The sequence below is a fragment of the Brevibacterium jeotgali genome (assembly GCF_900169175.1).
Classification (GTDB): domain Bacteria; phylum Actinomycetota; class Actinomycetes; order Actinomycetales; family Brevibacteriaceae; genus Brevibacterium; species Brevibacterium jeotgali.
Window position 1 is genome coordinate 61,958 of sequence record NZ_FXZM01000008.1, and the last position, 25,012, is coordinate 86,969.

The 25,012-nt window shown below is 70.1% G+C and carries 22 protein-coding genes; 12 read left to right on the top strand and 10 right to left on the bottom strand.

Annotated elements, in window-relative coordinates; all coding sequences use genetic code 11:
- Positions 1–54: 54 nt before the first annotated feature.
- From BJEO58_RS09165 to BJEO58_RS09185, 5 genes are all read right to left on the bottom strand, one after another.
- On the bottom strand, positions 55–486 hold the full coding sequence (locus BJEO58_RS09165; protein ID WP_101589173.1) for a cytidine deaminase: 432 nt from the start codon (positions 484–486) through the stop codon (positions 55–57).
- The gene (locus tag BJEO58_RS09170) at positions 473–1,771 is read right to left on the bottom strand and encodes an ABC transporter permease (RefSeq protein ID WP_101589174.1); all 1,299 of its coding nucleotides are present in this window, start codon (positions 1,769–1,771) and stop codon (positions 473–475) included. Before BJEO58_RS09170 ends, BJEO58_RS09165 begins: the two co-directional genes overlap by 14 nt.
- Positions 1,768–2,997, bottom strand: coding sequence for an ABC transporter permease (locus BJEO58_RS09175; protein WP_101589175.1), 1,230 nt, complete (start codon positions 2,995–2,997; stop codon positions 1,768–1,770). The genes BJEO58_RS09170 and BJEO58_RS09175 overlap by 4 nt, the downstream gene beginning before the upstream one ends.
- The gene (locus tag BJEO58_RS09180; protein ID WP_101589176.1) at positions 2,994–4,565 is read right to left on the bottom strand and encodes an ABC transporter ATP-binding protein; all 1,572 of its coding nucleotides are present in this window, start codon (positions 4,563–4,565) and stop codon (positions 2,994–2,996) included. Before BJEO58_RS09180 ends, BJEO58_RS09175 begins: the two co-directional genes overlap by 4 nt.
- 143 nt (positions 4,566–4,708) lie before the next feature.
- Positions 4,709–5,800, bottom strand: a complete 1,092-nt coding sequence (locus BJEO58_RS09185) for a BMP family lipoprotein (RefSeq protein WP_246076151.1) — start codon at positions 5,798–5,800, stop codon at positions 4,709–4,711.
- A gap of 194 nt (positions 5,801–5,994) precedes the next feature.
- Here BJEO58_RS09185 and BJEO58_RS09190 point away from each other — a divergent pair, with 194 nt between their 5' ends.
- From BJEO58_RS09190 to BJEO58_RS09215, 6 genes are all read left to right on the top strand, one after another.
- Complete coding sequence (locus BJEO58_RS09190; RefSeq protein ID WP_101589178.1) at positions 5,995–6,612, top strand: MarR family winged helix-turn-helix transcriptional regulator; 618 nt, start codon at positions 5,995–5,997, stop codon at positions 6,610–6,612.
- A gap of 116 nt (positions 6,613–6,728) precedes the next feature.
- Entirely contained in the window at positions 6,729–7,709 is a 981-nt protein-coding gene (gene mvk / locus BJEO58_RS09195) for a mevalonate kinase (protein WP_101589179.1), read from the top strand.
- On the top strand, positions 7,706–8,683 hold the full coding sequence (gene mvaD / locus BJEO58_RS09200; RefSeq protein WP_101589180.1) for a diphosphomevalonate decarboxylase: 978 nt from the start codon (positions 7,706–7,708) through the stop codon (positions 8,681–8,683). The genes mvk and mvaD overlap by 4 nt, the downstream gene beginning before the upstream one ends.
- The gene (locus tag BJEO58_RS09205; protein ID WP_101589181.1) at positions 8,680–9,783 is read left to right on the top strand and encodes a phosphomevalonate kinase; all 1,104 of its coding nucleotides are present in this window, start codon (positions 8,680–8,682) and stop codon (positions 9,781–9,783) included. The genes mvaD and BJEO58_RS09205 overlap by 4 nt, the downstream gene beginning before the upstream one ends.
- Entirely contained in the window at positions 9,773–10,933 is a 1,161-nt protein-coding gene (gene fni, locus BJEO58_RS09210; RefSeq protein WP_101589182.1) for a type 2 isopentenyl-diphosphate Delta-isomerase, read from the top strand. The genes BJEO58_RS09205 and fni overlap by 11 nt, the downstream gene beginning before the upstream one ends.
- Before the next feature lie 52 nt (positions 10,934–10,985).
- Positions 10,986–11,624, top strand: coding sequence for a phosphoribosylanthranilate isomerase (locus BJEO58_RS09215; protein ID WP_101589183.1), 639 nt, complete (start codon positions 10,986–10,988; stop codon positions 11,622–11,624).
- A gap of 15 nt (positions 11,625–11,639) precedes the next feature.
- Here the strand turns inward: BJEO58_RS09215 and BJEO58_RS09220 are convergent, their stop codons facing one another.
- Positions 11,640–13,511: an ABC-F family ATP-binding cassette domain-containing protein gene (locus BJEO58_RS09220; RefSeq protein WP_101589184.1), complete on the bottom strand. Its 1,872-nt coding sequence runs from the start codon at positions 13,509–13,511 to the stop codon at positions 11,640–11,642.
- 186 nt (positions 13,512–13,697) lie between these two features.
- Between BJEO58_RS09220 and BJEO58_RS09225 the strand changes: the two genes are divergently transcribed.
- Positions 13,698–14,441 carry an HAD family hydrolase gene (locus tag BJEO58_RS09225; RefSeq protein WP_101589185.1) on the top strand — a complete coding sequence of 248 codons (744 nt, stop codon included), beginning with the start codon at positions 13,698–13,700 and terminating at the stop codon, positions 14,439–14,441.
- Between the two features lie 32 nt (positions 14,442–14,473).
- On the opposite strand, the gene BJEO58_RS09230 is transcribed toward BJEO58_RS09225, so the two are convergent.
- Both BJEO58_RS09230 and rsmA read right to left on the bottom strand, forming a co-directional pair.
- On the bottom strand, positions 14,474–15,445 hold the full coding sequence (locus BJEO58_RS09230; RefSeq protein WP_101589186.1) for a 4-(cytidine 5'-diphospho)-2-C-methyl-D-erythritol kinase: 972 nt from the start codon (positions 15,443–15,445) through the stop codon (positions 14,474–14,476).
- Positions 15,442–16,305, bottom strand: a complete 864-nt coding sequence (gene rsmA, locus BJEO58_RS09235) for a 16S rRNA (adenine(1518)-N(6)/adenine(1519)-N(6))-dimethyltransferase RsmA (RefSeq protein ID WP_101589187.1) — start codon at positions 16,303–16,305, stop codon at positions 15,442–15,444. Before rsmA ends, BJEO58_RS09230 begins: the two co-directional genes overlap by 4 nt.
- A 96-nt stretch (positions 16,306–16,401) precedes the next feature.
- Between rsmA and BJEO58_RS09240 the strand changes: the two genes are divergently transcribed.
- Positions 16,402–17,631, top strand: a complete 1,230-nt coding sequence (locus tag BJEO58_RS09240; protein WP_101589188.1) for a class I SAM-dependent methyltransferase — start codon at positions 16,402–16,404, stop codon at positions 17,629–17,631.
- Positions 17,632–17,700: 69 nt separating this feature from the next.
- Positions 17,701–18,735 carry a sulfurtransferase gene (locus BJEO58_RS09245; RefSeq protein ID WP_101589189.1) on the top strand — a complete coding sequence of 345 codons (1,035 nt, stop codon included), beginning with the start codon at positions 17,701–17,703 and terminating at the stop codon, positions 18,733–18,735.
- A 103-nt stretch (positions 18,736–18,838) separates the two neighbouring features.
- Here the strand turns inward: BJEO58_RS09245 and BJEO58_RS09250 are convergent, their stop codons facing one another.
- On the bottom strand, positions 18,839–20,509 hold the full coding sequence (locus BJEO58_RS09250) for a glycoside hydrolase family 3 N-terminal domain-containing protein (protein WP_101589273.1): 1,671 nt from the start codon (positions 20,507–20,509) through the stop codon (positions 18,839–18,841).
- A 40-nt stretch (positions 20,510–20,549) separates the two neighbouring features.
- Entirely contained in the window at positions 20,550–21,077 is a 528-nt protein-coding gene (locus BJEO58_RS09255; RefSeq protein ID WP_246076149.1) for a winged helix-turn-helix domain-containing protein, read from the bottom strand.
- A gap of 95 nt (positions 21,078–21,172) precedes the next feature.
- Here BJEO58_RS09255 and BJEO58_RS14795 point away from each other — a divergent pair, with 95 nt between their 5' ends.
- The 3 genes from BJEO58_RS14795 to BJEO58_RS09265 all read left to right on the top strand — a co-directional run bounded on the left by BJEO58_RS14795 (position 21,173) and on the right by BJEO58_RS09265 (position 24,900).
- Positions 21,173–21,511, top strand: a complete 339-nt coding sequence (locus tag BJEO58_RS14795; protein ID WP_144573908.1) for a hypothetical protein — start codon at positions 21,173–21,175, stop codon at positions 21,509–21,511.
- A gap of 63 nt (positions 21,512–21,574) precedes the next feature.
- Positions 21,575–22,804: a peroxidase-related enzyme gene (locus BJEO58_RS09260; RefSeq protein ID WP_101589191.1), complete on the top strand. Its 1,230-nt coding sequence runs from the start codon at positions 21,575–21,577 to the stop codon at positions 22,802–22,804.
- Complete coding sequence (locus BJEO58_RS09265) at positions 22,801–24,900, top strand: FAD/NAD(P)-binding protein (protein ID WP_101589192.1); 2,100 nt, start codon at positions 22,801–22,803, stop codon at positions 24,898–24,900. Before BJEO58_RS09260 ends, BJEO58_RS09265 begins: the two co-directional genes overlap by 4 nt.
- The last annotated feature ends 112 nt before the right edge of the window (positions 24,901–25,012 follow it).

The window sequence follows — 25,012 nt, forward strand, 5'->3', positions numbered from 1 at the left end:
CTAAGCCTTGAGCAGTCGTCCCACCAGGATGCGGGAACAGTTGTGATCGGGTGGTTATCGCAGGTGGTCGGGGCCGAACGCCTCTGGCAGGACCACCGACATGGGCTGGACCCCTCCCGGCATGGCGAGCAGGAGGTCCGGTCCTCCGAACTCGTAGAGCAGCTGTCTGCACCGTCCGCACGGCACGAGCCGCTCTCCCCGCCCGTCCACGCAGGCGAAGGCCAGCAGCCGGCCGCCGCCGGTGCGCGCGAGCTCCGACACGAGGCCGCACTCCGCGCACAGCCCCAGACCGTACGACGCGTTCTCCACATTGCATCCGGTGACGACGCGTCCGTCGTCCACGAGGGCCGCCGCCCCCACCGGGTAGCGCGAGTACGGCACGTAGGCGTGCGCCATGGCGGCCCGCGCCTGGGCGCGCAGATCGTCCCACGTCACGTCGTGGCCGGGCGCTGCGGCCTCCGTGCCCGGAACGTCACTGCTTGGCATAGGCCTTGCCGTTCGCGGCCGGTGGGCGCACGCGGCCGACGAAGCCTGCGACCGCGAAGATCGTCACGATGTACGGGAGCATGAGCAGCAGATCACTGGGGACCGGGGTGCCCATCGTCGAGAGTGTGTTGCCGAGGTTCCGTGCGAAGCCGAAGAGGAGTGCGGCGAAGACCGCGCCCAGCGGATTCCATTTGCCGAGGATCATCGCGGCCAGCGCGATGAAGCCCTGCCCTGCGGACATCTCCTTGCCGAAGGCGAGACCGGAGCCCACTGTGAAGAATGCGCCGCCCAGTCCGGCGATGCCGCCTGCGATGAGCACGTTGATGACACGGCTGCGGTTCACGGGGATGCCGACCGTGTCGGCTGCCTTGGGGTGCTCGCCGATCGCGCGTGTGCGCAGGCCCCACTTCGAGTGGAAGAGCGCCACGTAGAGCACGGCGACGACGACGTACATCAGGTAGACCAGGATCGACTGGCGGAACAGGACCGGCCCCAGGACGGGCAGGTCGGCCAGCAGCGGGATCGGGATGATCGGCAGCTGCTGACGGGCGTTCCACATCTCCGGGTTCTGCGTGAGCACCGTGGAGAAGAGGAAGTTCGTGAGCCCGACGACGAGCACGTTCAGCACGACGCCGATGATGATCTGGTCGACCCAGTAGCGGATCGCGAAGAAGGACAGGACGACGGCGACGAGCGCACCGGCGAAGGGGGCTGCGATGAGTCCCGCATAGGGGTTCTTCACGGCGGAGGCGACGACGGCGGCGAGGAACGCGCCCGCCAGCAGCTGCCCCTCGATGGCGATGTTGATGACGCCGGAGCGCTCGCCGACGAGCCCGCACATCGCACCGAAGATGAGCGGCACGGACAGCGCCAGGGCGCCGGCCAGCAGCGGTGTGACCGGGATGCGTCCGGTGTCCGCACCCGCCCACGTGAGGAAGGCGGAGAGGAAGAGGATGCCGAAGAGGACCGGGAACCACATCCCGATCTTCTCCCGCTTCGTGGCGAGCCACGTCGCGACCGCAGCCATGGCGACGAGCACGATGCCGACGGCGACGGAGGTCGCCATCGACGATACGGTGAGCGGCCGGATCTCGAACAGGTCGGTGCCCGCGGAGAAGGAGAAGGTCGTGCTCTTGCCCGCCGCACCGCCGAAGAGTCCGAAGAGCAGCAGGGTCAGGAGCGCGAGCGCTCCGTAGACGATGGGGAACTTCCAGTCGATCCGCGAGCGCAGTGCGGGCTGTCCGCCCGGCGTCGACAGGACGTGGGTCTCGGTCGAGGTGCTCATCGGGCTCCCTTCCCAACCGGTGCTGGCAGTCTGAAGATCGCGCGGACCAGGGGCGGTGCCGCGATGAGGAGGACGATGACGGACTGGACGACGAGGATGATGTCGATCGGCGTGCCCGTCTGCGCCTGCATGGTGTACCCGCCGGCCTTGAACGCGCCGAACAGCAGGCCGGCGAGGAATGTGCCGACCGGTCGGGACCGGCCCAGCAGCGCGACGGTGATCGCGTCGAAGCCCAGGGATCCGCCGATGCCCATCGTGAGCTTCTGCTCCGTGCCCAGCACCTGTGCCGCACCCGCGAGGCCCGCGAGAGCCCCTGCGACCATCATGGCGACGAGGGTGACACGTCCCACGGAGATGCCTGCTGTGCGCGCTGCGTGCGGATTCTCGCCCACGGCGCGGAACTCGAAGCCCAGAGTCGACCGCTCGAGCAGCCACCACACGAGCACGGTGGCGACGACGGCGACGAGGAAGCCCGCGTTCAGCCGGAAGGGCTCCGGGAGGAGCGGGAAGAGCGCCGCCGATTCGTCGACGACGCGCGACTGCGGGTTCGCGGAGCCGGTCTGGCGGAACCACTCCTGCTTGAGCAGGTACGCGATGAGGTAGCCGGCGATCGAGTTGAGCATGATCGTGACGATCACCTCGTTGGCGCCCGTACGGGCCTTGAGCGCACCGGCGATGCCGCCCCAGATCGCACCGCCGACGATGCCCGCGGCGATCGCGAGGAGCATGTGGAGGCCCAGCGGCAGGGTGAGCCAATAGCCGATGAAGCCGGCGAAGATCGCGCCGAGGATGACCTGTCCCTGACCACCGATGTTGAAGAGCCCGGAGCGGAAGCCCAGCGCGATGCCCAGTCCGGCGAGGATGAGCGGGGTCGAGGCGACGAGCGACTCCGTGAAGGGACGCACCGCACGCACGAACGACTGGGCCTCCCAGTCGAAGACCGCACCGCGGAACAGTGCGAGATAGGCCTCGCTCACCGTCTGCCACACGCTCACGAGGAGGTCGGTGGGCCGGGAGAAGAAGTACCCCAGCGTGGACTGCACGTTCGTGTCCGCCGCGGCGATGAGCACGGCACCGGCGAGCAGGCCCACGAAGATCGACAGCACGGAGACCATCCACGATCCGGAGAGGATGTCCCGGAGCAGGGTCGGCGCGGGGGGCTCGGGCGCGGCAGCCTTGTCCGGAGCAGCGGGCACCGGCTGCCCGGTCGCGGTCTTCTCACTCATGCCGGGTCCTCCTCGGACGCTGAGATCTCCGTTGCGGCGGAGCCGTCCTCGACGCGGGCCAGCGCTTCGTCCTCCGGCACCCCGGCCATCATGAGGCCCAGGACATCGCGAGGCGTGCCGGCCGGAACGATGCCGACGACCTGCCCGCGGTACATCACGGCGATGCGGTCGGCGATGTTGAACACCTCGTCGAGCTCCGTGGAGACGATGACGCAGGGTGTGCCGGAGTCGCGCTCGGCGATGATGCGCTTGTGGACGAACTCGATCGATCCGACGTCCAGACCGCGGGTGGGCTGGCTGGCGACGAGCAGACGCAGCGGACGGCCCAGCTCGCGGGACAGGACGACCTTCTGCTGGTTGCCCCCGGACAGTGTGGAGATGGGGTCGTCGATCGATGTGAGGCGGATGTCGAACTCGCCGACCTTCTTCTCCCCCTCCGACCGCACCACGGCCGGCTGCATCGACATGCCGGAGGCGTACGGGGCCTGGTCGTAGAGGTCGAGGATCATGTTCTCGCTGATCGTGAACGAGCCGATGACCCCATCGGTCGACCGGTCCTCCGGCACGAAGCCGATGCCCTTGCGCAGACGCTCCTTCACGGACCTGCCCGCCAGGTCCTCCCCGTCCAGGGAGATCGTGCCGCTGCGCGGTTCGACGAGGCCCATGACCGCCTCTGCGAGCTCGGACTGGCCGTTGCCGTCGACGCCCGCGATCGCGAGGATCTCACCGCGGCGCACGTCGATGCTCACGTCGTCGACGACGACGGACTCCGATTTGTCGACGACGGTGAGCCCGCGGACGGAGAACGTGGCCTCACCGGGATCCGGGTGCGTCTTGTCCGTCGTGAGGTGGACGTCACGGCCGACCATGAGCCCCGCGAGCTCCGATTCGTCGGATTCCGGCGATGCCTCCCCCACGACCCTGCCGCGGCGGATGACGGTGATTCCGTCTGCGATGGCGCGGACCTCGCGCAGCTTGTGCGTGATGAAGACGATCGACGTGCCGCCGGCCTTGAGCTGGCGCATGATCTCGATCAGCTCGTCCGTCTCCTGCGGGGTGAGCACGGCGGTGGGCTCGTCGAGGATGAGGATCTTCGCGTCCCTGGACAGGGCCTTGATGATCTCCACGCGCTGCTGCGCACCCACCGGCAGGTCCTCGATGACCGCGTCGGGGTTGATGTTGAAGCCGAAGCGTGCGGAGATCTCCGTGACCTTCCGGCGGGCCTCTCCGAGGTCCAGGAGGGCGCCCTTCGTCGTCGGCTCATAGCCCAGGGCCACGGATTCCGCGACCGTGAAGACGGGCACCAGCATGAAGTGCTGGTGGACCATGCCGATGCCGGCGGCCACCGCGTCGCCGGGACCGCTGAAAGCCACCGGACGGTCGTCGATGAGGATCTCCCCCTCCTCCGGCGCATAGAGGCCGTAGAGGGTATTCATGAGAGTGGACTTGCCCGCCCCGTTCTCCCCCAGCAGCGCATGGATCTCACCGGGTTCGACGACGAGGTCGATCGAGTCGTTGGCGGTGAACGAGCCGAATCGCTTGGTGATTCCTCTGAGTTCGAGCTTCACGTGCGGATTCTCCTGGAGTGGGAACACGGGGCGGAGGATGTTGACGGGCCCCGGCAGTCGTCGTCACCCGCGGCCACAGCCTATCCGAAGGCTGGGACGGAGGACGGCGCACCGCCGGGACCCGTTCACGGCCCCTGGTGAGGTCAGGGCGAGCTGGGGCTCTCGACCGTCAGTTCACCGGAGATGATCTGCTCGCGCAGCTCCTGGACCTTCGAGTCGAGCTCCTCCGGGACCTCTCCCTCGAAGTCGTGGTAGGGAGCCAGGCCGACGCCCTCGTTCTCCAGCGTGCCGACGTACGGCTCTGCGGAGAAGTTCCCGTTCACGTCCTCCGCGATCGTGTCCTTGACGGCGTTGGAGATCTCCTTCATGACCGACGTGAGGATGATGTCGCCGTAGTCGGTCGACTCATAGCCGTCCGAGTCCACCCAGATGATCTTGGTGCCCTCTTCGTCCTGCGCGGCCGATGCCGCACCGAGGCCGACGGGGCCCGCGACCGGCATGATGATGTCCGCGTCCTGGGAGATGAACTGCTCCGTGAGCGCCTGGCCCTGGCTCTGGTTGTCGAAGTCGCCGGAGAACGATCCCTCCTGCGATTCCTTGTCCCACCCGAGCAGCGAGACGTCTTCGTCGTTGTCCGCGTTGTACTCGTCGACGCCGTCGGCGAAGCCGTCCATGAAGATCGTGACCGAAGGGATCTGGATGCCCCCGAACGTCGCGACCGTACCGGTCTCCGACATGCCCGCCGCGAGATAGCCGGCGAGGAACGAGGCCTCCGCCGTGTTGAAGATGATCGGCTTGCCGTTCTCCAGCTCGGTCGACTCGCCGTCCGCATCGGAGAACGTCGAGTCGATGAGGCCGAAGTGCAGGTCCGGGTTGGCCTCAGCGGCCTGCTGGATCGAGTCCTCGAGGAGGAAGCCGACCCCCATCGTCATGTTGCATCCCTGGCCGACCATGCTGTCGACGTTGGGCGAGAAGTCCGAGTCGCTCTGCGATTCCGCACGAGCCTCGTCGATCCCCAGCTCCTCGACTGCCATTTCGAGGCCCTCCGCAGCGGACTGGTTGAAGGACTTGTCGTCCCACCCGCCCGCATCGGAGACGATGCAGCCCAGGTAGTCGGTGCCTTCGCCGCCTTCGCCGCCGCCGCCCGATTCCTCCGGCGCCTCTCCGCACGCGCTCAGCGCGAGTGCGCCCGCCGCCATCAGCGCCGTGGCCGATGCAAGATGCTTTCGCTTCACTGGTTTCTCACTCTCTATGAGTCCGAGGACGACCTCATATACACACCTGCGCGCGCGTGCGGCATTCGCCGACGACATCGATGGTGGGCCGTTGTTTCAAGGGATCATCTTCCACGGATTCGGACTGTTTTCACCGGAATCTCGCACGAGATGCCCCAATCGCAACACAATCGTTGTGAACTAGACTCGGGTCCATGCTTCCTGAACACCTCCGGACTCAGCTGTTCCCCGAGCAGCCTGCCGCGAACGCCCCCTCACCCCGCCTGTCCATCGTGGAGCTCATCCACGCGAACCAGGTGCAGACGATGGTCTCCCGGACCGCTGCGGCGCAGTTCGCGCACACACACGGCCTCAATCTGATCGACTTCCACGTCGTGCAGTCCGTGATCGCACTGGGCGACGACCAGGAGACGGCGACGCCGGGCTACATCGCCCGCGGGCTGTCGCTGTCCGCGTCGACCCTCACCTCGATCCTCGAGCGCCTCGTCCGTGCCGGCCTTCTCGTCCGCGAGCGTGATTCCGCAGACCGCCGCCGGATCTCGATCTACCACACGGACAAGTCCGCGCAGCTCATGGCGGATTTCTACCGTCACCTCGCCGCCCAGTACGAGGCGGCGTTCGAATCCGCCGATGACGAGCACGTCCAGGCCCACACCGCCTTCGTCTCCGAGCTGGAGGCGGCGAACCAGCGCGTCGTCGATGAGTTCGAGAAGTCGGGAGAGAACCTGCGCAGCGCCACGCAGGGCCGGGCGGCACTCGCCGATCCGCAGTCCTCCGCAGAGCAGCTGTCCCACGACCAGGCCGCCAGCTGAGGTCCTGACCACCGCCCTCCGGGCACCCCGCACACCGACGCCGAGGCGCCGGGCACCTTCATCCCGAAGGGCCCGGCGCCTCTGTGGTTGCGCGCCTCCCCTTCTAGGATGGCGGGATGGGAACGACGCACCACGATGCCGGCAGCGCATCCGCAGCCGTTCGCCCCGGCGCCGGAAGCGCCCACGGGAAGGCGATCCTCCTGGGCGAGCACGCCGTGGTCTACGGTGCGCCCGCGATCGCGATCCCCGTCGACGAACTGACCGCGCGTGTCGACATCGCGCCGTCCTCCGGAGGTCTGCGGATCGAGAGTGCGCTCTACACGGGACCGCTCGCAGACGCCCCCGCACGCCTCGCCCCCGTCAGCGCCGCGATCGCGGAGGCGTGTTCACGCCTCGGCGCGCCGGACCCGCAGGGCCCCGACGCGCTCGTGCGGATCGACAGCAAGATCCCCCACGAGAGAGGGCTGGGTTCGAGCGCCGCCGTCGCCGCCGCACTCATCCGTGCGATCTACGACTCCGCATCAGCGGACCTGGACGCCGACACGCTCTTCGAGCTCATCCAGACGTCCGAGCGCGCCGCACACGGCAGCCCGAGCGGCATCGACGCACGCACGGTGACCTCGCCCGTCCCCATCAGGTTCACCCGCGGCGAATCGGCACCGGTCCGCATCGGGGCGCCCCTGCACCTCGCGTTCGCGGACTCCGGCAGCTCCGGGTCGACCACACGGGCCGTCGGCGTCGTCCGCGCGCTGCGAGAGCGCGATCCGGTCCGCACGGAGGCGCTGCTCGCCCGGCTCGCCCAGGTCGCGGAGGGCTCCGTCGCAGACCTCGAGACCGGCGATCGGTCGGCGCTGGGCGCACGGATGGGGGAGGCGCACGATATCCTTCGTCGCGTGGGAGTGAGCTCACCGGAGCTCGATGCACTCGTCGCCGCGGCGCACGCAGCCGGTTCTCCCGGCGCCAAGCTGACCGGGGGCGGGTTGGGCGGCTGCGTGATCGCCATCGCCGGCTCTCCCGCTCACGCAGTCGATCTGAGCGCAGCACTGCGCCGCGCAGGCGCTCACAGCACCTGGACCGTGGAGGTTCCCGCAGCATGACCATCGCAGCCGCACGCGCGTTCCCCAACATCGCGCTCGTCAAGTACTGGGGCAAGCGGGACGAGGACCTCATCCTCCCCGTCGCCGGCAGCCTGTCCCTCACCCTGGACGCCTTCGCCACGACGACCTCGGTCCAGGTCATGCCGTCTGCGGAGGCCGATGCGTTCGAGCTCAACGGCTCGACGGCGACCGGGGAGGCCGCCCGTCGGGTCAGCACCTTCCTCGACCACATCCGCGCGCGGGCCGGCTCCGCAGCGCGCGCACGAGTCACATCGACGAACGAGGCGCCCACCGGTGCCGGCCTCGCGTCCTCCGCGGCCGGGTTCGCAGCCTTGGCGACGGCGGCCTCGGCGGCCTACGGCCTCGACCTGGACCGCCGGGAGCTCAGCCGCCTCGCTCGGCGCGGCTCCGGCTCCGCAGCCCGCAGCATCGTCCCCGAGGTCGCTGTGTGGCACGCGGGACACGACGACCATTCGTCGTTCGCGGAGCCCGTCGACGCGCCGGACATGCAGATGGTGATCGTCACCGTCGACACCGCTCAGAAGACCGTCTCGAGCCGCGAGGCCATGCGCCGGACCGCAGCCACGTCTCCGTACTTCCCGGCGTGGATCTCCTCCACCGAGCAGTCGCTCGCGGAGATGGTCGACGCGTGCGCCGCCGGCGACTTCACCCGCATCGGTGAGATCGCCGAATCCCATGCTCTGCGGATGCACGGTGCGATCGAGGCGTGCGATCCGCCCATCCGATACCTCGCGCCCCGGTCCGTGGCGGTGTTCGACGCCGTGGCGTCGCTGCGCGCCCAGGGGGTCGAGGGGTACGCGACGGCCGATGCCGGCCCCAACGTCGCCGTCCTCGTCCGACCGGAGCACGCCGAGCGCCTGCGCGACTCCCTCGCCGAACTCGGAGAGGCCCGCCTCGTGGGCCCCGGTGCGGGTGCGACGCTGATCGACCCCTCCGGGGGAGTCGACTCGTGATCGAGAAGCGCGCTCCCGGCAAGCTGTACATCGCCGGCGAGTACGCGGTCGTGGAACCCGGCGGGAGTGCGGTGCTCGTCGCCGTCGACCGGTACATCACGGTGCGGCTCACCGAGGGGGCCGACAGGGGCCGCGTCCGGTCGAGTGCCTACGGACGCACGCCGCTCGAATGGGTGCGGGACGACGCCGGCGACCGCATCATCCTGGAGCACCATCCCACCGACTACGTCTTCGCGGCGATCACGGCGACCGAGCAGCTGCGCTCGTCGCGCGGACTCGCGCCGCGCTACTACGACCTCGACATCAGCAGCGAGCTGGACGACGTGAGCGGTCAGAAGTACGGGCTCGGCTCGTCCGGCGCCGTGACAGTCGCCGTGATCGCCGCGCTCGACGAGTTCTACCGGCTCGGGCTCACCGCGACGGAGCGCTTCAAGCTCGCGCTCCTCGCCACGATCGACGTCTCCCCGGACTCGTCCGGCGGAGACCTCGCCGCGAGCACGTTCGGCGGGTGGATCCGCTATTCCTCACCCGACCGCGGCGCGCTGCGCACGCACCGCGCCGCGGTCGGCACGGTCGAGACGCTCTTCGCGGACCGCGCATGGGCGGGCAGCGGCGTCAGCCGGCTCCCCCATCCGAACCACCTCGACCTGCTCGTCGGCTGGACCGGCTCCCCCGCCTCCACAGAGCGGCTCGTCGAACAGGTGCGCGACGCCGAAGGGCGGCCCGCCGTCATCCCGTACGACTCCTTCGCCGGCGACAGCCGCGCGTGCGTCGACGACCTCGCCGCGGCCTTCGCACGCGGAGGTGAGGGCGCACTCGACGTGGTCCACCGCGCGCGGCGCGTCCTTCAGCGGCTCAGCGCCTCCTCCGGCGTCCTCATCGAGACCGCCCGGCTGCGGGCCCTCTGCGACATCGCCGAACGGCACGGCGGCGCGGCGAAGCCGTCCGGCGCCGGCGGCGGCGACTGCGGAGTCGTCCTCACGCGCACGGAGGGTCCTGCCGGTCCTGCCGACAGGATCATCCGCGAATGGCGCGAGAACGGCATCCTGCCGCTCAGCCTCGCACCCCACCCGGCCACCGGAGACATCGATGACTTCTGACGCACCGCCCCCCACGGACCCCACGCGCGCGGCGCGCAAGGACGAGCACCTCTCGCTCGCCCTCGACCAGCACGGGGACGGCCGAGCGCACAACGAGTTCGATGACCTCGACTTCGTCCACCATGCGCTCGACGGGGTGGACGCGGACCTCGTCGACCTGTCGGTCTCCGTGCCCTATCGCGCCGGTGCCCGGCATCCGGCGGGTCGGTGGCGCTGGCGCACCCCGTTCTACGTCAACGGGATGACCGGCGGGACGGAGCGCACGACCCGCATCAACCGCCAGCTCGCGATCAGCGCCCGAGAGACCGGCATGCCCATGGCGTGCGGCTCAGTCTCCGTCGCCCTCGACGATCCGTCGACCGCACACGGGTTCGCCGTGATCCGCGAGGAGAACCCCTCGGGCTTCGTCATGGCGAACCTGGGGGTCGGACGGCCGGCTGACGACGCGCCGCGTGCCGTCGAGCTGCTGTCGGCCGATGCCCTGCAGGTCCACGTCAACGCGGTGCAGGAGACGGCGATGCCCGAGGGGTCCCGCGACCTCTCCTCCTGGCTCGCCTCCGTCGAGGGTCTCGCGGCCGCCTCCCCCGTCCCCGTCATCGTCAAGGAGGTGGGCTTCGGGCTCAGCCGCCGCACGCTCGGCCGGCTGGCCGACATCGGGGTCGGCGTCGCAGACGTCAGCGGCCGCGGCGGCACCGACTTCCTCCGGATCGAGGACGCACGACGCACCGACGGAGGCTTCGGCATGCTCACGGGCTTCGGTCAGTCCGCGCTCGCGAGCCTGCTCGATGCGTCCGCCCCCGCATCGTCCTCGAGACCGTCCTCGACACCGACCCTCCTCGCCTCCGGCGGCGTGCGGTCGCCGTACGACGTCGTCAAGGCGCTCGCGGCCGGTGCGCACGCGGTGGGCGTCGCCGGCGCGTTCGTGTCGGTCGTCGGACCCGATGGCGACGAGGGCGGAGCGCACCGACTCATCAGCCTGGTCGAGGACTGGACGGAGCGCACCCGTGCCGTGTTCGCGCTCCTGGGCGCAGCGCACCGCGACGACCTGCGCTCGACCGACGTCATCCTCCGCGGTCGCCTGCGGGAGTTCTGCGAGTCACGAGGCGTCGACCTCGCCGCTCTGGCCCAGCGCTCCGACACCCGCGACTGATCGACGGCCCCAGCACGACGGGGACGACGCACCCCACCGAGAGGAGCACACCGTGTACGTGAAGATCTGTGGTCTCAGGACCCCGGCCGACGTCGACGCAGTGCGCAGTGCGGGCGCCGATGCCCTGGGCGTTGTGCTGAGCCGCACCAGTGTGCGCGCGGTCTCCGTCGAGCACGCTCGCAGCCTCGTGGCGCATGCCGAGGCGTCTCTCCCGGCCGCCGGCTCACACTCGTCGGCGAAACCGCTCACGACCGTCGCGGTCGTGCACGACCTGGGCATCGACGAAGCGCTCGCGGCTGCGGAGGCGATCGGCGTCGACGTCCTGCAGCTCCACGGCTATTCGCACACCGACATCTGCCGAGCCGCGGAGGTCGAGGGGCTGGAGATCTGGCGGGCGACGTCCGCTCAGAGCGGGCCCACCACCGTGGGCGCGCACGGCGAGGACGCGCTGCTCCTGGATTCGAGCACTCCGGGATCCGGCACGACATGGGACCTCGGCACACTCGACGAACGGCCCACCGGACGCTGGCTGCTGGCCGGCGGCCTCAGCCCGGACACCGTCGCAGAGGCCATCGTCGCCGCACGACCGTGGGGCGTCGACGTCTCCAGCGGAGTCGAGGCGGTGAGGGGCACGAAGGACCACGGGCTGATCCACCGCTTCGTCGAGGCTGCGAAGACGCCGACTCCCTGACCGGGGCAGCGGGGGTCAGCCGAGGTCGTCGGTGAGCTCCAGCCAGCGCTCCTCGATGTCTGCGAGCTCCGATTCATACCCCTGCTGCTCCCGCGTCAGCGAGGCGAGGCCTTCGAAATCGCTCTGATCGTGCGCCGCCATCCGCGCGTGCACGTCGTCGACGCTGCGCTGCAGCTTCCCCATCTTCCGCTCGAGAGCGGACAGTTCCTTCTGCGCGGCGCGGCGCTGTGCACTGGACAGACCGGTGCCCGCGGCCGAGGCCCCGGTTCCCGCCGTGCTCTGGCCCGCCCCGGCACCCGCAGCGTCCGAGCGGGAGGCCGACAGCGCCTCGGTCGCGGATCCACCTGCTGCGGCACCGCCGGCGGCCCGCGTCGCCTCCTCCGCCACGTCCTGCTCGGCGGACAGCGTGAGGTACTCGTCGACCCCGCCCGGCAGGTGCCGGACCCCGGCCCCGCGGACGGCGAACTGGTCGTCTGTTACGCGCTCCATGAAGTAGCGGTCGTGCGAGATGACGAGCAGTGTGCCCGCCCAGGTGTCGAGGAGGTCCTCCATCGCGGCGAGCATGTCGGTGTCCATGTCGTTCGTCGGCTCATCGAGGATGAGGACGTTCGGCTCATCCAGCAGGGTGAGCAGGAACTGCAGCCGACGGCGCTGGCCGCCCGACAGGTCCTTCACCCGGTTCGCGAGCACATCGCCCAGGCCGAGCTTCTCCGCGAGCTGGCCGGGCGTCAGGTCCCCGCCCGCCGTCTTGTACTCGGTCTTCTTCCGGCCCAGGAGGTCGCGGATGAACTCGCCCATGAGCGGTTCGAGGTCCCGCAGCTGCTGGTCGAGGACCGCGACAGAGACGGTCTTGCCCTTCTTCACGCGTCCCCGCGTGGGAGCGACATCGCCGGCCAGGAGGCCCGCAAGCGTCGACTTGCCCGCGCCGTTCCGGCCGAGGATCCCGATGCGGTCTCCGGGCCCGACGATCCAGTCGACGCCGTCGAGGACCGTCGTCCCGGGGTAGTCGACGCCCACATCGGTGAGCTCGAAGACGTCCTTGCCCAGTCGCGAGGTCGCCATGCCGACGAGCTCGACCGTGTTGCGGACCGGCGGGACGTCGGCGATGAGTGCGTTGGCCGCGTCGACGCGGAACTTGGGCTTCGAGGTGCGGGCGGGGGCTCCGCGGCGCAGCCACGCGAGCTCCTTCCGCATGAGGTTCTGCCGCTTCGCCTCCGCCTGGTCCGCGAGTCTGCGGCGCTCGAGCCGCTGGAGGACGTACGCGGCGTACCCGCCCTCGTACTGGTCGACGAGGCCGTCGTGGACCTCCCAGGTCTGGGTCGTGACCTCGTCGAGGAACCACCTGTCGTGCGTGACGACCAGGACTGCCCCCTGGCCGGGCGACCAGCGGTTCCTGAGGTGACGTGCGAGCCACGCGATGCCCTCGACGTCCAGGTGGTTCGTCGGCTCATCGAGGAACAGGACGTCGTGGTCTCCCGCGAGCAGTGCGGCGAGCGCGACGCGGCGACGCTGCCCCCCGGAGAGCCCCGCGACAGGCGCCTCGAGGTCGAGGTCTCCCAGGAGCCCCGACATGACGTCGCGGATGCGCGGCACAGCCGCCCACTCGTGGTCGGCGGCGTCGCCGACCACCGCCTCGCGGATCGAGGCACCGGGCGCGAAGTCATCCGCCTGGTGCAGGTATCCTGTCGTCACGTCGCGCCTGCGGGTCACGCGACCCGAATCGGGTTCGCGCAGGCCCGCGAGGATCGTCACGAGCGTGGACTTGCCGTCCCCGTTGCGGCCGACGATGCCGATCCGGTCCCCCGCATCCACACCGATCGTCAACTCGTCGAGGATCGTCCGGTTCGGATAGCTGAGGCTGATCGTCTCGCAGCCGAGCAGGTGCACAGGGAGCCTTTCGCAGGTGGTGTGGAGCGGCCCCCAGCCTACTCGTCCACGGGCACGGTTCGTCCACACGCACGGGGGAGACGTCATAGTCTGGGAACGATGTCCGCGCAGTCAGCACGGCGGAGCGGACAGCACGCCAGAACAGCCAGCGGACACGCACGACCAGCGAAGACGAAGGAGCCGTCCATGTCTCTCGACCTCACAGCGTTCGAAGCCCTGAGCTTCGACTGCTACGGGACCCTCATCGACTGGGAGGCCGGCATCGCCGCCGTCATCGGCCCGTGGGCACGGCGTCACGACGCCGCGCTCACGGATGAGGAGCTGCTCGTCGCGTATGCGGAGAACGAAGCGGTAGTCCTTCGCGAGACGCCGACGATCCTCTATCCCGATGCTCTGCGCGAGGCGTTCCGTCGGACCGGGGAGGCCCTCGATCTCCCGGTGTCGGATGACGACGCCGACGCGCTGGGCACGTCTGTGCCCGACTGGCCGGCCTTCGACGATTCAGTCGAGGCACTGACGATCCTGCAGCGGCACTACGAGCTGATCATCCTGTCGAACGTGGACAGAGAAGGATTCGCCGCCTCGAACCGGCGGCTGGTCGTCGACTTCGACGAGATCCTCACCGCGGAGGACATCGGCTCCTACAAGCCGAACCCTGCGAACTTCGCTGCGCTGGCGGCTCGCGTCGCAGACCGCGGACTGTCCGGTCGACTGCTGCACGTGGCGCAGTCGCTGTTCCACGACCATGTGCCCGCACAGTCGTCCGGGCTGCCGGGCGTCTGGATCAACCGCCGCCACGACCGTCCGGGCTGGGGCGCGACGCCCGATCCCCGCGAGACGGTCACCCCGGACGCCGAATACTCCTCACTCCTCGCGTTCGCGCACGCCGTCGAGGACGCATGCGCTGCTCGCGGAGACCGACCACGATGATGTCGCCCCGGAGATGACTCGAGTGCCCCGCCTCACTCCACGATGTGGGCGCCGCGGGCGGGTCCGGTCGTCCTCACGACCTCCCGCACACCGCGTGATGCCTCCAGCAGCACCGCCAGTTCGAGCGCGTGCGTCGCGTTCTGCGCGAGGAAGCCGACCGTCGGGCCCGAACCGGACAGCAGCACGGCGTGCGCACCCGCTCGCCGTCCCTCGTCCATGACGTGCGCGATGTCCGGCAGCAGGGAGACGGCCGCGTCCGTCATGTCGTTGTGGACATTCGCCGCGAGAGCCTCGACGTCACCCGAGGCGAGCGCTGCGAGGACCTCGGTGGGGTCGGCCAGCCGCGCGGCGACCTGTCCACCTGGAGCACTGATTCCACCTGGAGCGCTGTGTCCGCCGGCTGTCCACTGGTCCCGCAGCTCGTCCACCCGCCGGTAGACGTCCGGGGTCGACAGCGTCCCCGTCGACGTCGCGAGCACCCAGTGGTGTGTGCCCTGGGACAGGACCCGGGTGAGGTCGTCTCCACGGCCTCGGCCCAGGGCTATACCGCCGTGCAGCGCGAAGGGGACGTCGGCGCCGAGCGTCGCGGCGATCTCCTCGAGCACCGCGCGGTCGTCGAAGCCTGCCAGCTTCGCGACGGCGACGAGCGCTGCGGCAGCATCCGCGGATCCGCCGCCCATCCCGCCGGCGACGGGCACCTGCTTGTCGATCGTGATCGCGACGCGGCCGCCCCATCCCGTCCGCTTGCGGAAGGCGATGACCGCGGCGAGCGCCAGATTCCTCTCATCGAGGGGGATCCCGTCACCGGCACGACGGCCCGTGACCTCGACCGAGTCCGACTCCGCCAGCTCGATCGTGACCGTCTCCGGAGTGTTCAGAGCCTCGAAGACCGTGACCAGTGCGTGGTAGCCGTCCGGCCCCGGATCCCCCACTCCCAGGTGCAGATTGATCTTCCCGTACGCGCGCGCTGTGACGGACGGATGGAGCTGCCGCGGGGTGCTCATACCGCCGCCTCCGCGATCGCCGCGAAGTCGTCGACGGTGAGTGTCTCGCCGCGGGCGCTGGGATCGACGCCCGCGCGGGTGAGCACGGCCTCGGCGGCGGAGGCGGAGCCCGCCCACCCGGAGAGAGCGGAGCGCAGGGTCTTGCGGCGCTGGGCGAAGGCGGCGTCGACGACGGCGAAGACCGCGTCCCGGTCGCCCTCCCGCGGCGTGTCTCGGCGCATGATGCGCACGAGTCCCGAGCCCACGTTCGGTGCCGGCCAGAACACGTTCTTCCCGACGTCCGCCGCACGGTCGACCGTGCCGTACCACTGCGCCTTGACGCTGGGGACGCCGTACGTGCGGGATCCGGGCGGGGCTGCCAGCCGATCGGCGACCTCGGCCTGGACCATGACGAGCACCTGCCTGATGGCCGGGAAGGTCGCGAGGAAGTGGAGGAGGACGGGCACCGCGACGTTGTACGGGAGGTTCGCGACGAGCGCCGTGGGCTCCCCCAGGTGGTCGGGCAGTTCCGTGACACGCATCGCATCGGCATTCACCAGGGCGAACGGTTCCGCACCAGCAGGCGCGTCGAAGACATCTGCGGCGAACCGGTGGACGGTCTCCGGCAGACGCGAGGCGAGCAGTTCATCGATCTCCACGGCGACGACCCGATGGCCGGCGGCCAGCAGCCCCAGCGTGAGCGAGCCCAGTCCGGGGCCGATCTCCACGACCGTCTGCGATCCGTCGAGGTGCGCTGCACCGACGATCATCCGCACGGTGTTCGGGTCGATGACGAAGTTCTGGCCCCGCTGCTTCGTGGGCCTCAGACCCAGCCCGTCGGCGAGGACGCGGACGTCGCGGGCACTGAGGAGAGTCGTCATGTCTTTCACACTAGTGGACGCACACGGGAACACCAGTGCAGACGCGTCGTGACGTCACCGCCGCGACGCCTCTGTCCACCCATTAGGGTGAACCGCATGGATGAGTCCGTTCTCGCACAGCTCCTGGATCCGGAAGCGCTCGCGCTGCTCGAGTCGATCGAGCACCGGCCGTCGGAGGAACTCGCGATCGCGTCCCGCCTGCGGAAGGACGGGATGAGTCCTGCGCTGGCGTCCGAACTCCTCAACCAGGCGCAGCTGCGGAACGAGGCGGGGGCGAAGTTCGGTCCCTTCGCCGACTCCATGCTCTTCACCCGCGACGGGCTCGCCCAGGCGACACGCCTGTCCGTCGCGGCGCACCATTCCCGTCGCATGCTCGCCACGGCACCGGAGATCATCGCCGATCTGGGGTGCGGCCTGGGCGCCGATTCGATGGCGTTCGCCGGGATGGGCGGTGCGACCCGCGTCGAGGCGGTCGACGCAGACCCCGTCACCGCCGCACTGGCCGCCTACAACCTCAAGGCGCTCGACACGGTGTCCGTGACGCAGGGCCTCGCGGAGGACGCGGACCTGAACCGCTTCGGCGCCGTCTGGCTGGACCCCGCACGCCGTACGGGCGACGGGAGGACCACGGCCTCGCGCCGGCTGGTCGACCCGGAGTCCTTCTCCCCCAGCCTCACGTGGGCCTTCTCCGCTGCAGACACCGTGCCCAGCGTCGGCATCAAGCTGGGCCCTGCACTCGATCATGCGCTCATCCCCGACGGCTGGGAGGCGCAGTGGGTGTCCGAGGGCGGCGATGTCGTCGAAGTCGCGCTCTACCACGGTGAGGTCCGCGAACGTCCCGGCCGCAATGCGCTGGTGCACGGGCCCCACGGCGCTCTTCAGATCCACGAGTCCGAGCTGCCCGCGGGCGACGAGGACGGGATCGGAGATCTGGGCGAGTACCTGTTCGAACCCGATGGCGCGATCATCCGGGCGGGGCTCGTGACGGCTCTGTGCGGGCCCCTGAGCATGCGTCGCGTGAGCGGACCGATCGCATATCTCACCGGCGATCGGCTCCCGGAGGGCTCCGCTGCCTCGGCTGTGGCGAGCTACCGCATCGTCGATGTGCTGCCGGCCGGCATCAAGGCGCTGCGTCGCGCGCTCATGGACCGCGGGATCGGTCGCGTCGTCATCAAGAAGCGCGGAGCGGACATCGTGCCGGACCAGGTCCGTCGTCAGCTCAAGCTGCCTGGCGGCGACCCGGCCACCCTCGTCTTCACCCGCGTGGGTGAGGATCACGTCGTCCTCCTCACCCAGCCCGTGGCGGCGGAACCTCCGGGTGACTGAGCACCTGTCGAACTCTGTGCACCTGTCGACCTCCGAGCACCGCCCACCTCTGAGCGAAGGGATCCACCCATGACCGAGACGCGCAGCCGTGTCCTCCTCACCGTCGACGAGCTCGCGGACCTGCTTCGTCCAGACAGCGCCGCGGCGAGTCCTTCGTCTGCGGCCCGTTCCGCACCCGTCCTCCTCGACGTCCGGTGGACCCTCACACAGCCCGATGGCCGGCAGGACTTCTCCGCCGGTCACATTCCTGGTGCGCAGTACGTCGCGCTGGACACCGAGCTCTCCGACCACACCTCCGATGATCCGGCGCGGGGCCGCCACCCCCTGCCGCGCGAGGACCAGTTCGAGGCGACCGTCCGCTCCTGGGGAGTCCGCACCGGCACACCCGTCGTCGTCTATGACGACGTCGCAGGTCAGGCCGCCGCACGTGCGTGGTGGATGCTCCGCTGGGCCGGACACGACGATGTGCGTGTCCTGGACGGCGGCTGGTCGGCATGGCGGGACGCGGGACTACCGGAAGCGACCGGACTGCCGGAGGAGACCGGGCAGCCGGACGAGGAGGGGCTGCCGGACGCGGAGGGACCACGGGACGGGACGGGCGCATCGGACCCGACAGCGTCCTCGGGCGAGGGCGGTCTCTTCGTCATCCGGCCCGGATCGATGCCGTCGCTCACCGCGGACGAGGCCGCAGCACTGGCAGGCTCCGGCAGCGGGGTCCTGCTGGACGCTCGCGCACCCGAGCGGTTCGAGGGACGCGCCGAGCCCTTGGATCCGCAGGCCGGGCACATCCCGGGCGCGCACAACGCGCCGGCCGGCAGCAGTACGGCGAACGGGCACTTCCGCTCGTCAGAGGAGCTCGTGGACTACTACGGCGGAGTCGGCGCGGCAGACACCGAAGGCATGACCGCCGAGGGCACGATCCGCACCATCGGCGCCTACTGCGGTTCCGGGGTGAGTGCGTCGCACACGGTGCTGGCACTCGCGAGCATCGGCGTCGAGGCAGCGCTCTTCCCCGGCAGCTGGTCAGCATGGTCCAACGACTCCGCGCGCCCGGTCGCCACCGGCACGGCCGAGGACGAGACGGTGCATCCGCCCCAGGCCTGACACAGCTCCCCCGGCGAGGGACGGGTGGACGGTTCGACGGCCGGGCGCAGGAGGCCGCACGTCGAACCGTCCACCCGTCCCTCGCGAGGAGGGCGGCTGCGACTCAGCCCGCGGCGCAGTCGGGGGCGTCGATCGAGAGCTCGACGGGTGAGGAGCCCTGAGCCTCCAGATCTCCCGCAAGGTACTTCGCGACGGCGGCGAACGCGTACGGATTGTCGTCGTAGACCTCGAGGGTCGTGTCGGCAGCCGCATCCTCGACGTCCCACGGGCCGGTCGTGCCGACGACGACGTCCGCGCCCACCGCGCCGTCTCCGGCACCCAGGCTCACTGTCGTGCCGCCGTCGCCGACGCTCAGGCCCGCTTCCTCCGCCGCCTCCGTGAATGCTGCGCGCGCGGCGTCGGACCCGCCGGTCACGGTCACCGCGTCCGCGGGCTCCTCGATGCGGCACTCCCCCACCAGCACTGTGAGGGAGGCGTCGGCAAGATCGGTGAGGGCATCATCGGCAGCAGCGGAGGCGTCTTCGTCGTGCCCCGCGCCCTCGGCCGCTGCGCCGCCGACAGCGCCGATCCGCGCCTGCCACAGCTGCATCGCGACGACTCGCGTCGACGCCTCGACGACTCGCTCCCGCGACAGATCGCCGCTTGCCAGAGCCTCCGACAGCGCACCCACGGCTTCACCGGAGTCCGGGGGCATGAGTGCCAGATCCGCGCCGGCCGCGATCGCCTTGACGGTCTCCTGCCCCGGCTCCTCCGTCACAGCGCCCATGTTGAGCGCGTCCGTGATGGCGACGCCGTCGAAGCCCACGTCCTCGCGCAGCGCATCGTAGACGTCGGGATTGAGCGTGGCCGGCAGATCCTCAGCCCCGGGGAGGCCGATGTGGCCGACGAGGACCATCGGCGCGCCGGACTCGGTCGCCGTGCGGAACGGTTCGAAGCTGTCGCCCGCGAGCTCGTCAAGGGAGTCCTCTGAGACGGGGAGCTCCTCGTGCGAATCCACCGTGAGCGCTCCGTGGCCCGGGAAGTGCTTGGCGGACGAGGCCAGTCCCGTCTCGGTGTAGCCGCTCACCGCGGCGGCGACGACCTCGGAGACACGCTCCGGATCGTCGCCGGGCGAGCGCAGGTTGATGACCGGGTCCTCGGCTCCGATGGTGAGATCCGCGACGGGCGCGAAGTCGGCCGTGAAGCCCAGGTTCCGCAGATCGACGCCCTGCGCCTCGATCGCAGCGCGCGTGATGTCCGCGTCGTCGGCGGCTCCGGCAGCCATGAGCGGGGGGAACTCGAGGGCCGCGTCATCGAGCCGTGCGACGGGGCCGCCCTCCTGATCGACGCCGATCGCGACGGGCCATCCGCGGTCGCCCGCGGCCGCGGCGAGGGTGTCGGTCACTCCACGCACCTCGTCCGCGCCCGCGCCGTCGGAGAGGTTGTGGCCCATCACGATCGCACCTGCGAGATGCCGTTCGTTCACAGTATCCGCCGCGGCGTCGACGTCCGTGCCGTTGTAGGTGAACATCACGACGGACCCGACGAGTTCGACATCATCCATGTCCTCGACGATGTCGGCAGCGGCCTCGACATCGTCGTCCGTCACGCCGTCGGCCGGAGGCGCCTCCGTGTCCGCCGTCGCGTGCGCGCCCGGGTCGCCTGCGGCCTCTCCCACCGCCGAGGTGCCGGTCGGCTGGAGCGCGTCGCCCGCGTCCCCGTCCGGCGGCTCTGACGAGCAGCCTGTGAGGACGAGTGCGGCGGCGGCGCCGACGACGCCGAAGGAGGTGCGCATGGCGTCCATCGTAGCGGCGGGCCTCGTCGGCACGAACCGTTCAGTCAGGCAGTGGGAACGCGCTGACGTAGACCCGGAACCGGCGAGCAGTGTCGCCGCGCTCGCCGTCTTCGGCGGCGGCCGTGTGGCGCTCCACCACCTCCATGAGCTCACGCGACAGCGCCCGCGCCTGCGCGGCGGTCAGCTGAGCGGTCGACGTCGTGTCCACGGACGCCTCCCGCCACTCGGGGGTCTCGTCTTCATCATGGCCCAGCCAGGCGCGAAGCTTCTCGAACCGGTCCTGCAGATGGTGGCCCATGAGGATGCCGAGCTGCTCCGAGGTCGCACCGTCGGGTTCGACGACATGTCGGCGGATCGTGAAGCTGATGGGCTTCCACCATCGCTCACGGCCGGTGCCGCGCCCGAAGTCCTCCTCGACGAGACCGTGCTTCTCGAGCTGCCGGAGATGGTAGCTGGTCTGCCCCGTGCTCTCGCCCAGATGCTGCGCGAGCATCGTCGACGTCGCTGCACCGTGGTCGCTGAGATAGGTGTACATCGCCATGCGCAGGGGATGTGCGAAGGCTTTCATAGCTCGCGCATCCATCTCGTGCGAAGCCTCCCCGGGCAGCTTCTCGAAGCGTGCCGCTGCACTGCTGGACGTCTGCTCGCCCTGCGGAATCGGCGATGACCCCGCTCGACTCGCCCATCTGCTCCACAGCATTCGCCCCGACCACATCCCCCCCCCAGTCCGCCCCCACCCAGACGACGCGACCACCCGTTCCGTCGCCGGACGACTCCACGCGTCCCCGCCTCACCGCCCAGCTGCGCCGCATCACACTGTTCCTCGGGCTGCTGCTGGTCGAATGGTCGACGCGGTCAGAGGCCCATTCCGGTACGCCCAGCGATACCGCAACGGACAGCGACACCGAGACGCTGATCCGCCGTCACCACACCCACCGTGCTCTCGAACACGAGCAGCGCCGAGCCGAGGCACGCATGCTCATGGCACCCCTCGCCTGGTGATCTTCTTAACAACCGCGACCCGACCCTCGCGCGGGCGAGCACGACGTGCAAGAGTCGATTCTCATGAACGACTCTTCTTCCGCGCCGGTTCGATCCGTCCTCGAGTCACTGCTCGGCGACAGCGCTGCTCTCGCGGTCCTCACGGATCGGAAGCCGACCGTCACCGAGCAGACGCAGGCCGCCTACAACGCCCTCTTCGCCGCCTCGCACCCCCTGCCACCGTCTCTGCTGCACACGATCGCCGCGGTGGTCGCAGCGCAGCAGGGGTCCTCCGCCCTGCTTCGCTGGCACCTGACGCAGGTCGACGACCGCGAACTGTTCGATGACCTGGTGTCCGGTGCGAAGCCCGCAGATCCGCTGCTCGCCGCCCTCATGGAGTACGTGGACACAGTGTCCGTGTCCCCCGCACTCGCCGCCGTCGAGGACCAGCGGACCCTCGAATCGGCCGGCGCGGACCCTGACCTCGTCGTCCTCATCGGCCAACTCGTCGCTTTCGAGTCCTACCTCGTCCGGCTCGTCGCAGGACTCTCCGCGCTGGACGCATCTCCCGCCACGGGGGCACCCGACGGCGCTGCCGCCGAGACCCCCACTGCGCTGCCCGACCTGGCCCGCACTCCCCACTCCCGAGGCCGTACCGGCGACCGCAGCGCGCTCACCACGACGGGGCGGTCCCGCCCGACGGCATTCACCCGCGAGTTCCTCGACTGGGAACCGTGGCTCCCCGCACCGGCCGAGGATGAACTCACCGCAGAGCAGATCGAGTCCTTCGCCTCGAAGGCGACGACCGGCAGCGTGTACTTCCGCCTCATCGCCCGCACCCCGGGCGTCACACTGGCGCGCTCGACTCTCGACAACGCCGTGTTCACCTCGAAGGAAGGCCTGGAGAAGGGCGAGAGGGAACTCGCCGCCGCAGTCTCCAGCAAGGTCAACGACTGCGTGTACTGCGCATCGGTGCACGCACGGAAGGCGGTGCAGCGCACTCGTCGCGACGAGGACGTCGACCGCATGCTCGCAGTCGAGCTGGATCGCGACGCCGACTGGGTCGCATCGGACGTCACCGCACTCGCGACCGGCCAGGACGACCGGTGGACGGTGCTCATCGAGACAGCGGCACGGCTCGCTGCGCTCGTGCCGGCGTTCACCGTCGAAGACGCCGAACGTCTGCGCGGAATCGGCCTCACCGATCTGGAGATGGTCGACCACATCGCGTCGACCGCGTTCTTCGGCTGGGCGAACCGCCTCATGCTCACTCTCGGCGAGCCCTACTGGCCGGAGACCGAGGAGTCGTCATGACCGGCACCGCTGAGTCGCCGGACGCGGCGGACGTGTCCGGTTCCCCGCGCACCATTCGTGTCACGCGCACCGCGCGGGTGACTCGGCAGTTCGATGCGGTGTTCGTGGGCGGCGGACCCCGCACAGTCGCGACGCTCATCCGCATGGCCGCACGCCTCCGCCAGGCGAGCGAGAGTGCAGGTGCAGCTGACGCCGGCTCCACAGTCCGTGCGGACGCGGCGATGAGCCGTCGGCCCCTGCGCATAGCGATCGTCGACGCCCTCGAAGTCGGTTCAGGCGCGACCTGGCTCACGACGCAGCCCGCGCAGTACCTCAACAACACGACAGCCTCCGCCACGACGCTCTTCCCGGACGAGTCGACTCCCATGAGCGGTCCACCATCGCCCGGCCCGGATCTCGTCGACTGGATGAGACGGGTCGCGGACGCCGGGACACACCCCGCAGGTGACTGGGTCGTCGAGGAGGCACGCGAGCTCCGTGCCCTCGACTTCACGTCCCGCCGGCTGCAGGGCGTCTACTACCGCGATCAGCTGGCGGGCGCGATCACGGCGGGGGGCTTCGAGGTGGAGCAGTTCGTCACCACCGCTCACGACCTCGACCCCGTCGACGTCGAGCCCTTCTCCGGTGACCCGCTCACCGCGGTCGTACTCGAGGACGGCACCAGACTGGCGGCACCGACCGTCGTCCTCGCACAGGGCATGGTGCAGTCGCTGCCGGACACCGAGGTCGCGGGTCTCACTCGCTTCGCGGACGATCACGGACTCCGCTACGTGGCCCCGGGCATGCCTGCCGAACGCGATTTCACGGGCCTCCCCGCTGGCCAGACCGTCATCGTCCGAGGCCTGGGGGCGAACTTCTTCGATGTCATCGGCGGGCTCATCGCGGAGTGGGGCGGGACCTTCGAACCCGTCGCAGGCGATCCGCACGGCCGTCTGCGCTACCTGCCGACCGGGCGCGAACCGCACCTGGTCGCCGGTTCCCGCCGCGGCATGCCCTATCGGACGAAGCCGATCCCCTACGCCGAGCAGCGCGCTTTCACCCCTCGCTGGGCGACACCGGACTGGTTCGAGGAGCTCTCCCACCGCCGCGGTCTGGACTTCGCCACCGAGGTCTGGCCCACGATCGCCCAGGAGATCGCCGACCAGTACCTCAGCGCTCTCGCGGAGTGGGCGCCCGAGGCCGTGGCAGGCACCGCAACGTCGGGGCAGGCAGTGACCGGCACCTCGGGCGCGGTCGGATCCTGGGTCGCGGACCTCGCGTCCGCACAGACCGCCGAGGACGTCGAACGGATCCTCGTCGATCACGTCGTCGACCGGCGCTGGTCGTGGACCATCGCGGATCTGCGCAGACCCACCCGGGGCCGCAGCGTCACGTCCGACGAGTGGCAGGCGTTCGTCGACACGATGATCGAGGACGAGCTCGCGTCGATGTGCGAACCGGCCCGGCATCCCCGCGCGGCAGTCAATCGCGTCATGAGCCTGCTGCGCGGATCCGCGCACCGCTTGGGCGCTGTGGGAGCGGTCGCCGGCACATCGCTCGTGCGCGACCTGCAGGGCTGGTTCGACGCGGACGGACTGTTCCTCGCCTCGGGACCGCCGTCGGTGCGGGTGCGGAAGGTGCTCGCTCTCATCGATGCGGGAGTGATCGACCTGCTGGGGCCGGAGACGGTCGTGCGCGCCGACGTCGACGCCGGTCGCTTCCGGGCGGAGTCGCTCATCTCCCGGCGAGCGGTCGATTCGAGAGTGCTGGTCGAGACCCGCATGTCGAAGGGCCGCGTGCCTGACACGGACGACCCGCTGCTGCGGTCGCTGCTCGACTCCGGACGGGCTCGGATCCACCAGGTCGACGGCGTCATGACCGACTTCATCGAAGCGACTCGTGCCGACGTCGCCGAGGCGGTGACGACGGGGCACAACCTCGTCGCCGCATCGGGCGAGGTCGACGAATCCGTCATCGTGCTGGGCATCCCCGCGTCCACGACGCAGCCGGGCAGCGCCATCGGCGCGACTCCGGGACTGCCCTCCCCGCTGCTGGCGGGGGCGGACATCGCCGCGAAGCAGGTGCTCCACCGCGCCGAACGCGTGCAGCCGGGGTGACTCAGGACGATGCGGCAGGCGGCGGGACGACTCGAAACGGCGCTGTTCTGACCAGTGGGCCACAGTCAGCGGCGCAGACCACGACATCGGTGTTCCTCCGGCACCGTTCGAC